General features: G+C 73.0%; 11 protein-coding genes. 3 read left to right on the top strand and 8 right to left on the bottom strand.

Annotated elements, in window-relative coordinates:
• Positions 1–50 precede the first annotated feature (50 nt).
• The 3 genes from ACSNOH_RS30180 to ACSNOH_RS30170 form a co-directional block, all read right to left on the bottom strand.
• On the bottom strand, positions 51–158 hold the full coding sequence (locus tag ACSNOH_RS30180) for a keywimysin-related RiPP (protein WP_436724623.1): 108 nt from the start codon (positions 156–158) through the stop codon (positions 51–53).
• A 274-nt stretch (positions 159–432) separates the two neighbouring features.
• Positions 433–1,842, bottom strand: coding sequence for an NADP-dependent succinic semialdehyde dehydrogenase (locus ACSNOH_RS30175; RefSeq protein ID WP_436724622.1), 1,410 nt, complete (start codon positions 1,840–1,842; stop codon positions 433–435).
• 162 nt (positions 1,843–2,004) lie between these two features.
• Positions 2,005–3,375: an MFS transporter gene (locus ACSNOH_RS30170; protein ID WP_436724621.1), complete on the bottom strand. Its 1,371-nt coding sequence runs from the start codon at positions 3,373–3,375 to the stop codon at positions 2,005–2,007.
• A 485-nt stretch (positions 3,376–3,860) separates the two neighbouring features.
• On the opposite strand from ACSNOH_RS30170, the gene ACSNOH_RS30165 reads away from it, so the two are divergent.
• Positions 3,861–4,205: a hypothetical protein gene (locus tag ACSNOH_RS30165; protein WP_436724620.1), complete on the top strand. Its 345-nt coding sequence runs from the start codon at positions 3,861–3,863 to the stop codon at positions 4,203–4,205.
• 60 nt (positions 4,206–4,265) lie between these two features.
• Positions 4,266–5,024 (top strand): DedA family protein, encoded by a 759-nt coding sequence (locus ACSNOH_RS30160; RefSeq protein ID WP_436724619.1) that lies wholly within the window; start codon positions 4,266–4,268, stop codon positions 5,022–5,024.
• Here ACSNOH_RS30160 and cynR read toward each other — a convergent pair.
• The 4 genes from cynR to ACSNOH_RS30140 form a co-directional block, all read right to left on the bottom strand.
• Complete coding sequence (gene cynR, locus ACSNOH_RS30155) at positions 4,912–5,871, bottom strand: transcriptional regulator CynR (protein WP_436724618.1); 960 nt, start codon at positions 5,869–5,871, stop codon at positions 4,912–4,914. The genes ACSNOH_RS30160 and cynR overlap by 113 nt on opposite strands.
• Positions 5,872–5,957: 86 nt before the next feature.
• Positions 5,958–6,437: an NUDIX hydrolase gene (locus ACSNOH_RS30150; RefSeq protein ID WP_436724617.1), complete on the bottom strand. Its 480-nt coding sequence runs from the start codon at positions 6,435–6,437 to the stop codon at positions 5,958–5,960.
• A gap of 94 nt (positions 6,438–6,531) precedes the next feature.
• Entirely contained in the window at positions 6,532–7,137 is a 606-nt protein-coding gene (locus tag ACSNOH_RS30145; RefSeq protein WP_436724616.1) for a hypothetical protein, read from the bottom strand.
• 90 nt (positions 7,138–7,227) lie between these two features.
• Positions 7,228–8,025: a glutamate racemase gene (locus ACSNOH_RS30140; protein WP_436724615.1), complete on the bottom strand. Its 798-nt coding sequence runs from the start codon at positions 8,023–8,025 to the stop codon at positions 7,228–7,230.
• A gap of 157 nt (positions 8,026–8,182) precedes the next feature.
• On the opposite strand from ACSNOH_RS30140, the gene ACSNOH_RS30135 reads away from it, so the two are divergent.
• Positions 8,183–9,352: a glycosyltransferase gene (locus ACSNOH_RS30135; RefSeq protein WP_436724614.1), complete on the top strand. Its 1,170-nt coding sequence runs from the start codon at positions 8,183–8,185 to the stop codon at positions 9,350–9,352.
• A 13-nt stretch (positions 9,353–9,365) separates the two neighbouring features.
• On the opposite strand, the gene ACSNOH_RS30130 is transcribed toward ACSNOH_RS30135, so the two are convergent.
• On the bottom strand, positions 9,366–10,035 hold a 670-nt coding region (locus tag ACSNOH_RS30130), incomplete at its 5' end, for a TerD family protein (RefSeq protein WP_436724613.1).

Raw genomic sequence — 10,035 nt, 5'->3', positions numbered from 1 at the left:
GCGAAGCGGAGCGCCCCGGCGGCGGGGGCGGCCGCCCCCCGCTCGGTGGATCAGAGGAGCTGCTTGCCGCCCAGGACGTCCTTCGGCCCGGTGTTCTTCACGCCGGTGACCTTGCGGAAGCTGCCGGCCTTGGCGAGGGTGGGACGCTCGTACGTCATGACCGTTCTCCTTCTTCGACTTCTCGACGAGGATGATGGTGCGTACTACGACAGGCGCCTGCTTGCAGATCCGTTGAATCCCGTACCGGATATCCGGGCGGTGGATCCGCGGCACCCACCGTAAGTACGACTAGCGCATCATCACAACGCCGAAGGCATGGCTATGGGGTTGCGCCGGGGGCGCGCCGCTCGCCTTCGCCACCGGCGCACAACCCCTCACGCCACCTGCGAAAACGGAAAAATCCGTGAGGAGAATCGTTAATCTGCCGACAGGTCACGTCTCCCGCGCCGGTTCCGCCCCGTGCCACACCGTCGTCACGTTGCAGAATTCCTTGATGCCGTGGCCCGAGAGCTCGCGTCCGTAACCCGAACGCTTGACGCCGCCGAACGGCAATGCGGGGTGCGAGGCCGTCATGCCGTTGAAGAAGACTCCACCGGCCTCGATGTCCCGCGCGAAACGTTCCTGTTCCCCCGTGTCCGTTGTCCACACGTTCGAACTCAGCCCGAAGGGCGTGTCGTTGGCCAGCTCGACGGCCTCGTCGACACCGCCGACGCGGTAGACGGTCGCCACCGGGCCGAACGCCTCCTCGCGGTGGATGCGCATGTCGGGGGTGATGCCGGTGAGGACCGTGGGCTCGTAGAACCAGCCCTGCGGCAGGTCCTTCGGCCGCTGTCCGCCGCACAGGGCGATCGCGCCCCGCCGCACGGCGTCGTCCACGAGCTCTTCGAGGTCGGCCCGGCCCTGTTCGCTGGCCAGAGGGCCGACGTCGGTGGTGTCGGCCATGGGGTCGCCGACGGTGAGCCCGGCCATACGGGCGGTGAAGCGCTCGACGAAGGCGTCGTGGACGTCCTCGTGGACGATGAAGCGCTTGGCGGCGATGCAGGACTGGCCGTTGTTCTGGACGCGGGCGGTGACCGCGGTGCGCACCGCGCGGTCGAGGTCGGCCGACGGCATCACCACGAACGGGTCGCTGCCGCCCAGTTCGAGGACGGTCTTCTTCACCTCGTCGCCGGCGATCGCGGCGACCGACCGGCCGGCGGGCTCGCTGCCGGTGAGGGTCGCCGCGGCGACCCTGGGGTCGCGGAGGATCCCCTCGACGGCCCGCGAGCCGATGAGCAGGGTCTGGAAGCAGCCGTCGGGGAAGCCGGCGCGGCGGAAGAGGTCACCGAGGTAGAGCGCGGTCTGCGGCACGTTCGAGGCGTGCTTGAGCAGCCCGACGTTGCCCGCCATCAGGGCGGGCGCGGCGAAGCGGACGACCTGCCACAGGGGGAAGTTCCACGGCATGACGGCCAGGATCACGCCCAGCGGCCGGTAGCGGACGCGGGCGAGCGCGGCGCCGGAGTCGGCGACCTCGGCCTGCGGCGGGTGCTCGTCGGCCAGCAGCCCGGCGGCGTGCGCGGCGTACCAGCGCATGGCCTTGACGCACTTGGCCGCCTCGGCGCGGGCGGCGGCGAGCGGCTTGCCCATCTCGGTGGTCATGGTGCGCGCGATGTCGTCCCGGTCCTCCTCCAGGAGGTCCGCGGCCCGGTTCAGCAGGCGGGCCCGCTCGGACAGGTCCGTGGTGCGGTAGTGCCGGAACGCCGCCGCCGCGGCGGCCAGGCGCTGCTCGATCTCCTCGGCTCCCTGTTCCTCGAACGTCCTGAGCGTCTCGCCGTTCGCGGGGTTCACCGTTGCGATGGGCATGCAGTGCCCTCCTCGTGCTCGATGCCTCGGCCTGTGTGCGCCTCTCGGGGACCGGCCCCGTCCGTCCTGTACCACGCCGCGCACGGGTCAACCCGGCGGCGGGAGCCTTTGACCCGTCCGGTGCGGAACCGCTCAGTGGTACGGGCACGCGGCGGGCGGGGCTCAGCCCGTACGGCGGTCCGCGGCGTCGTCCGCGGCGCGCGGCTGGCCGGGCAGCATCCGCAGCGCGTCCTGCGCCGCGCCGCCCGCGGCCCCGGCCTCCGCGGTAAGGCCCGTATCCGCCGCCGCAACCGCCGCCGGATACGGGCACGGCAGCGCGCGCGAGCGGTACAGCCAGGCCACCGCGCCCCCCGAGGCCAGGCCGAAGAACAGGCACGCCACCCACGGCAGCCAGGCCCGCCCGGTGTGCTCGCCGATGTCCATCACCCAGCCGATCACGGCGTTCCCGCCGGCCGCCGTCGCCCCCGACAGCACGTAGAACAAGCCGAAGTACGTACCGGTCAGCCGCTCGCTGCCGAAGCGCGGGATCAGCCCCAGGACCGGCGGATAGGCGACCATGCCGCCGAAGTACAGCAGCAGCGAGGCGGAGATCATGACCAGCAGCCGCGGCACCACGTCCCCGGCGCCCTTCGGCGGCGACGCGTCGCACACGAGCAGCGGCGGCACGAAGCCCAGCCCTATGACGGCGATGCCCGCGCCCACCCAGCGCATGCCGCCCCCGCGCCGCTCCAGGCTCCGGGTGATCCGGAACTGGAAGAGCAGGTTGGCGACGGCTCCGGCGCTCAGCAGCAGGGCCTCGGCCCCGCTCCAGCCCGACACCTGCTGTGCGCCGTCGGGCAGCAGCATGTACAGCTGGTTCTCCATGATGAACATGCCGGTGGTGGCGAACGCGAAGCACAGGAAGCGGCGGTTGCCGAGCACCTCCCGCAGCTCCCGGCCGATGGGGTCGCGGCCGGCGGAGACCTCGCGCGCCGGGAGCACGAAGGCCTGGGCGACGGTCAGCGCGGCGAAGAGCCCGGCCGCGGTGAGGGCGCAGATCCGGAAGTCGGTCAGGTAGAGCACGCTGCCGGCTAGCAGCCCGACGAGCGAGCCGATCGTGGCGAAGACGTTGAGCAGGGCGAACGCCTCGGCCTTGTGCTCGCCCGACTCGTGGGAGACGTAGGAGCGCACGGCCGGGTAGAAGAGCGCGGCGGCGAGTCCGCTGATTCCGGAGGCGGCGAGCAGCAGGGGCAGCGAGTTGCCGAACGAGAAGAGCGTGAAGCCCACGGTCCGCAGGGCGCATCCGGCGATGATGACGACACGCGGCCCGAGCCGGTCGGCCGCCGTGCCGCCGATGATGTACATGCCCTGCTGACTGAGGTTGCGCACTCCGAGGACCAGCCCGACGACGGCCGCGGACATTCCCAGATCATGCCCGATATAGGTTGCCAGAAAGGGAATCAGCAGATAGAAACCGGCATCGATGCCGCACTGATTGATGAATAGCAATCGCAATGCGAGAGGGCACTCGCGGACCGCCCGAAGAGTTCTCATGCGCGTCCCTGCAGTCAGCCCGAGCGAGGGGACGTCTCGACCCCCGGCCCCGCTCAGGGGCCGGGGTGTCCCGGCGAACGGATCGACTCTGCCCGGCAGCCACCGGCCGCGCCCGGAAGGGTACTCAGCGGATACGTTAGCAAAGCCGACCTCTTATCAACAGGGTGAGATTCCGGACATCGGCGGCTCCTGGAGTAAACCGGTGGAAGGGAATTGCGCCCGGTTCTTCCTTCGAGAGCTGGAACTCTCGTGCCCCGTTATTCCGTTCACGCGGCGGATACACCGCGCGGGGCGTCCGGCGGCGCGGCCGGGCGGCCCACGCGGCACCGCCGGGCACACCGGCGTTCCCCCGGAAGGGTGAAAACCGCGACTGAATTCCCGTCACCAGAACACGGTTTCTCCGCCGAATCCATTCTTCAGACCGCGGACCGCCCGAAGATGCCGAAAGGCCCGCGGCGTGCGGGGGACTTCGCGACGATGGCCGTATGAACGACCGGAACTTCTTGGAGCGCACCAAGCAGTTCGCGCTCTACCTGGCCGAGCTGCAGACATCCCTCGACCCGGAGTCCTACGCACTGCTGCTGCGCATCCTGAAGGGCTTCAACGAGGCGATCGTGCACCGGGAGAACGGGGTCGACATTCCCTTCTCCCCACGCGAAAAGGAGTTGTTCACACCTGAGTTCGGCCGCATCCTCACCAGACTCGCCGGCCTGCTCGGACCGAACGGCATGCACGTCGTCGTCGGCACCCACGGCACGCCCCCGCCGGCCACCGAGCACGACCGGAGCGAGGTCGACGCCATCGCGCGGGCCAGCGGCATGAACCCGTGACGGGCCCGCTCATCGTCTACAGTCGCGACGTTTCCCCGTAGTCCTTCAGGGAGGCCACCCGTGCCCGCTCAGTCCGCCGCCGCCCTGGCGGTCAACCTGCTCGACGCCTCCTCGCTGCTGTCCGCCTTCGGCGCGCTCGGCATCGCCGTGGTGATGTTCGCCGAGACCGGCCTGCTGATCGGCTTCTTCCTGCCCGGGGACTCCCTGCTCTTCACCGCAGGCCTGCTGGCCCGCAGCGGAGCCCACTCCGGACCGCACCTGGACCTCGCCCAGGTCCTGGCCGCCTCCGTGGCCGGCGCCCTGGCCGGGGCCCAGGTGGGCTACCTCCTCGGGCGGCGCGGCGGCCGGGCGCTCCTCACCCGCTCCCGCAGCCGCAAGCTGCACGAGGGCGCCGAGCGCGCCGAGGAGCTCCTCGGCCGCTACGGCCACGCCCGCGCCATCGTGCTGGCCCGCTTCGTGCCGGTGGTGCGCACCGTCCTCAACCCGCTCGCCGGGGCCCTGGGCGTCGCCCCGCGCACCTTCGCGCTGTGGCAGGTGGCCGGCGGCCTGCTGTGGACGGTGGGTCTGGTCCTCGCGGGGTACGGGCTCGGCTCGGCAGTGCCGAACGTGGACCGCTATCTGCTGCCGCTCGTGGGCGCCGTCGTCGCCCTGTCCCTGCTGCCCGTCGCCCTCGAAGTGCTGCGCAACCGCGGGCGCCGCGCCGCCGTCACGCCGGAGAGCCGCCTCGGGGAGACCCGCCCGGCGGAGACCCTTCCGGCGGAGACGCTTCCGGCGGAGGGCCCTGCTGCTCCGGCGCCCGGCGCCGGGCAAGAGCCGTGAAGGCCCGCGCCGCCGCGCTGCGGTAGCCGGCCTCGCGGTAGAGCAGCGTGACGGTGCGCGCGGGCAGCGGCGGGTCCACCGCCACGGGGTGCAGCCGGGCGGGCCCCCGGGTGATGGCGTCGGGCAGCACGGTGGCGAGCGTGCTCCGGCCGACGATCTCGGTGAGCGCGTTGATGGAATTGGCCTCGACGGCGATGCGCGGCGTGACGCCGTGCCCGGCGAGGTAGGCGTCGATGTGACGGCGCGTCGCGAAGTCGCCGCTGAGCAGGGCGAGCGGGTGGCCGGCCAGCTCGCCCGCCGGCAGCGGCGTGTTGCGGCCCGCGCACGGGTGGCCGGGCCCGACGACGAGGCCGAGCGTCTCGGTGAACAGGTCCGTGCCGGCGACGCCCGGCAGGTGCGCACCGCTGAAGGCGATGCCCAGGTCCAGCTCGTCGGCCAGGAGGGCCGATTCGATGCGGTCCTGCGGCAGCTCGCGGAGGTCGAGGGCGATCCCCGCGTGCCGGGCGTGGAACTCCGCCACGAGCGGCCCGACCAGATAGGCGGTGAACGTCGGCGTCACGGCCAGCCGCAGGGTTCCGCGGGAGAGGTCCTGCACGTCCAGCACGGCGCGCTCCCCCGCCGCCAGGTCCTGCAGGGCGCGCCGGGCGTAGCGCGTGTACACCTCGCCCGCGTCCGTGAGGCGCACCGTGCGCCCGGAGCGGTCGAGCAGCTGGACCCGCAGGGACCGCTCCAGCTGCTTGATCTGCTGCGACAGCGTCGGCTGCGAGATGTGCAGGGCCTCCGCGGCGCGGGTGAAGTTCGCGTGCTCGGCGACGGCGAGCAGATAGCGGAGGTGGCGCAGTTCCATGCGCGCCACTATAGGCAGCCATAGACGGTGTCGATGGCTGCCCGGGGAGGCACCGGCAGCTGCCTATGCAGGGGGTGTGCCGGGGCTCAGCTCTGGCTGATGCCCTCGAACCACGTGGCGCCGCCCTCCACGGCGTGCTTGATGCGCCGGACCGCGAAGTCCTGCAGGGGCGGCAGGGCGTCCGGCTCGAACCAGCCGACTTCCAGGGACTCGTCGTCGTTGACGCGCGCCTCGCCGCCCACGGCCCGGCACAGGAAGCAGGTGTCCATGTACTGGCAGGTGTCGCCGTTGGGGTACGTGACGGGGGCGAGCGCCTCGACCACCAGGACGCGCTCGGCCACGCAGTGGACCGCGGTCTCCTCGTACACCTCGCGGACGATCGCGGACGCGGGCTGCTCACCGGGATCGGGGATGCCGCCGATGATCGCCCACTCGCCGCTGTCGGAGCGGCGGCCGAGCAGCACGCGGCCCTCGGCGTCCAGGACGACGGCGCTCACACCGGGGATCCACAGCAGCTGGTGGCCCGCGATCGCGCGGAGCTCTCGGATGAAATCGGGGGTCGGCATGGGGGGAGCCTAGTGCTCCGGGAGGACCCGGTGTTCACCCGTGCGGCGGCAGGTGTGCGCGGCTGTGCGGCGAAACGACCGGGAAAAGCGCAGGTCAGGCCGGTGCCTTGCGGCCCGGCGCGAGCAGCAGCGCCCGGCGGATCACCCGTACGGCGGATTCCGCGTCGTCGACGGTGACCGTGAACGAGCGGCCGTCGCCGAGGCGGAGGACGAAGCCCTCGCCGCGGCGCACGACGACGGCGGTGCCCTTCTCGGGCCGCCACCGGTAGCCCCAGCCGCCCCACTGGCGCGGCGTGACGCGCGGGGCGAAGTCCGCGTCGACGACGTGGGACAGCGGGATGCGGGTGCGCGGCACGCCGATGTGGCCGCACCGCACCTCCAGCGCCTCCATGTCGACCCGTACGGCCACGTGGACGAACGCGAGGGTGCCGTAGAGCATCAGCAGCCCGGCCGCGACGCAGCCGACGACCGCCATGACGAGAGGGGCCAGACCTGAGGTCCATGCGCTGTCCACGGCCAGTTCGACGCCGAGTGCCAGGCAGGCGGCGCCGGCCGCGGCAAGCAGCCACTGGACGCGGTTGGTCGCGCGACCGGTCCAGACGGCGAGGTCCGCGGCGCCGTCGGCCGGGGAAGGGGGTCCGGCCGCGCCCGGGTGCTCGTCGCCTTCATGGCCCTGCGGGCCCGTGGAATGGTCCCTCATACCAGGCAGCCTACTCACCTTCCGCCACCACGGCAGGGGTGATGCACGGACCGCACCGGAACGAGTGGCCGGAACGGCGCGGCCGCCGCCTCAGGGACGGACGGCGGCGCTCTCCAGGAGGGAGCGGCCCTCGGGGTAGGTCAGGGAGGGCGGGTCGATGCTGCCCTCACGCCCGCTGAGCAGCACCGTCAGGCGCCCGGACGGCGTCGCGCCGGGGTCGGGCTCCGCACCGATGCGGCGCAGCGTCTGCGCGGCGACGGCGTCAGCCGAGCCGTACAGCGCGAGACGCCCCACCGCCGGCGACAGCAGGGGCTGGACGGCGGCCCGGATACGCTCCGCGACGAGCTCGTAGTGGGTGCAGCCCAGGACGACGCTCCGCACGTTGCGGGGCGTCAGGGCGGCCGCGGCGGCGACCGCCGCGTCCACGGCCGCGGAGTCGGCGTACTGGACGGCGTCCGCGAGACCGGGGCAGGGCACCTCGGTGACCTCGACGCCGGCCGCGAAGTCCCGGATCAGGCCGCGCTGGTACGGGCTGCCGGTGGTGCCCGGGGTCGCCCAGATGGCGACGGGGCCGCCGGCGGCCGCGGCGGGCTTGATCGCGGGCACGGTGCCGATCACCGGGATCGCCGGCTCCAGCTCCGCCCTTATCGCCGCGAGCGCGTGCACGGACGCCGTGTTGCAGGCGACGATCAGCGCGTCGGGGGCGAGGGCGGCCGCGGACCGGGCGCACCGCAGGGCGTGCGCGATGATGTCCTCGGGCGTACGGGGCCCCCACGGCATGCCGTCGGGGTCGGAGGAGAGGACCAGATCGGCGTCGGGCCGCATCCGGTGCACGGCGGCGGCCGCCGCGAGCAGGCCGTTGCCGGAGTCCATGAGCGCGATCTTCACCCGGTCACTCTAATGGATGGGGGAAAACGGCGGCCCCGACGGGCGGGCGCGTTCGCTGCGGTTCCTGCGAAGAGCCCCGGCCGCTTCCTGCGAGAGCCCCGGCCGGTTCCCGCGAAGAGCCCCGGCCGGACGGCCCTCGTGAGGCAGACTGCAGCGGGTGAGCGCGCTGACTTGGATCACTGTGGTTTCCCTGGCCGCGTGGCTGTGGCTGCTGCTGGGCCAGGGCTTCTTCTGGCGTACGGACATGCGGCTGCCCGAGCGCAGGCCGCCCGCGGTCTGGCCGGCGGTGGCGATCGTCGTCCCCGCCCGCGACGAGGCGGAGGTGCTGCCCACGAGCCTGCCCTCCCTGCTCGCGCAGGACTACCCGGGGCGGGCGGAGGTCTTCCTCGTGGACGACGGCAGCTCCGACGGCACCGGCGAGCTGGCCCGGTCCCTTGCGGCCGAGCACGGCGGACTGCCGCTGACCGTCTCTTCCCCGGGCGAGCCCGGGCCGGGCTGGACGGGGAAGCTGTGGGCCGTGCGGCACGGCATGGCACTCGCCCGGTCCCGTACCGACGCCACGTACCTGCTGCTCACCGACGCCGACATCGCCCACGCGCCGGACAGCCTGCGCGAGCTCGTCGCGGCGGCCGGGACGGGCGGCCTGGACCTCGTGTCGCAGATGGCCCGGCTGCGCGTTGCGACCATGTGGGAGCGGCTGATCGTCCCCGCCTTCGTCTATTTCTTCGCCCAGCTCTACCCGTTCCGGTGGATCAACCGGCCGGGCGCGCGGACCACGGCCGCCGCGGGCGGCTGCGTGCTGCTGCGCAGCGACGCCGCCGAGCGGGCGGGCCTGCCCGACAGCATCCGGCAGGCCGTGATCGACGACGTGACGCTCGCCCGGGCCGTACGGCGCACCGGCGGCCGGATCTGGCTGGGCCTCGCGGACCGGGTGGACAGCGTCCGGCCCTACCCGGGTCTCGGCCCGCTGTGGCGGATGGTCTCGCGCAGCGCGTACGCCCAGCTCCGGCACAACCCGCTGCTGCTGGCCGGCACGGTGGCCGGGCTGGCGGTGGTCTACCTGGCGCCGCCGGCCGGCGTGCTGGCGGGCGCTCTGACCGGCTGGACCGACCCGCTGGCCGCCGGGGGCGCCGCGTGGGCGGTGATGGCCGGGACGTACCTGCCGATGCTGCGCTACTACCGGCAGCCGCTCCTGCTCGCGCCGCTGCTGCCGTTCACGGCCCTGCTCTACCTGCTGATGACCGTGGACTCGGCCGTCCAGCACTACCGGGGCCGGGGCGCGGCCTGGAAGGGGCGGACGTACGCCCGCCCCGAGGCCGCGCCCTGAGCGGCCCGGCCGGTCACTTGCGGCCCGGCGTCCAGTTCATGCCCCAGCCGTAGGCGCGGTCGAGGGTGCGCTGCGGGCTGACGCCGCGGTCGGGCACCAGGTAGCGGGCCTCGCGCTGGACGACGAGGTCGCCGCCGTTGTTGGTGATCAGGGCCAGCGCGCAGACGTTGGAGAGCACGGTGCACTCGTCGAGCGAGAAGTCGACGGGCGCGCCGTGCTGCGGCTGCAGCGTGACCGTGGCGTGCAGGCCGGCGAAGCTCCGGGCGCCCTCGTAGATCGTCACGAAGACGAGGATGCGCCGGAAGTCGTTGATGTGGTCCAGGTTGACCGTGAGGTTCTCGCCGGAGGCCACCGCGCCGGTGCGGTCGTCGCCGTCGAGGTGGATGAACGGCGGCCGGTGCAGGGAGCCGAAGGAGTTGCCCAGCGCCTGCACGACGCCCTTGGAGCCGTCGCGCAGCTCGAAGAGGCAGCCGAGGTCGAGGTCCAGGTCGGCGTGCATGGCCATGGCCTTGCCGAACTTGTGACCCCAGCCCTTGAACGACTTGCGCACCTCCCAGTTGAGGTTGACGCGCAGCGCTCCGGACGTGCCGCCCTGCTTGGTGAGGGAGACGGTGGGCGCCTCCTTGGTGAGCGTGACCTTCGTCAGGCGCACGGGCTGCGGCGCAGGGGGCGCGGCGGGCGGG

The organism is Streptomyces sp. URMC 127, from assembly GCF_051386535.1.
Taxonomy (GTDB): domain Bacteria; phylum Actinomycetota; class Actinomycetes; order Streptomycetales; family Streptomycetaceae; genus Streptomyces.
Note: the sequence above shows the minus strand (reverse complement) of the source record. Positions and strands in the feature narration are given on the sequence as shown.

Excerpts from the sequence above, each read along its gene's own strand:
- cynR (WP_436724618.1), bottom strand. The coding sequence starts at position 5,871 with ATGGAACTGCGCCACCTCCGCTATCTGCTCGCCGTCGCCGAGCACGCG.
- ACSNOH_RS30145 (WP_436724616.1), bottom strand. The coding sequence starts at position 7,137 with ATGAGGGACCATTCCACGGGCCCGCAGGGCCATGAAGGCGACGAGCAC.
- ACSNOH_RS30180 (WP_436724623.1), bottom strand. The coding sequence starts at position 158 with ATGACGTACGAGCGTCCCACCCTCGCCAAGGCCGGCAGCTTCCGCAAG.
- ACSNOH_RS30165 (WP_436724620.1), top strand. The coding sequence starts at position 3,861 with ATGAACGACCGGAACTTCTTGGAGCGCACCAAGCAGTTCGCGCTCTAC.
- ACSNOH_RS30170 (WP_436724621.1), bottom strand. The coding sequence starts at position 3,375 with ATGAGAACTCTTCGGGCGGTCCGCGAGTGCCCTCTCGCATTGCGATTG.
- ACSNOH_RS30150 (WP_436724617.1), bottom strand. The coding sequence starts at position 6,437 with ATGCCGACCCCCGATTTCATCCGAGAGCTCCGCGCGATCGCGGGCCAC.
- ACSNOH_RS30175 (WP_436724622.1), bottom strand. The coding sequence starts at position 1,842 with ATGCCCATCGCAACGGTGAACCCCGCGAACGGCGAGACGCTCAGGACG.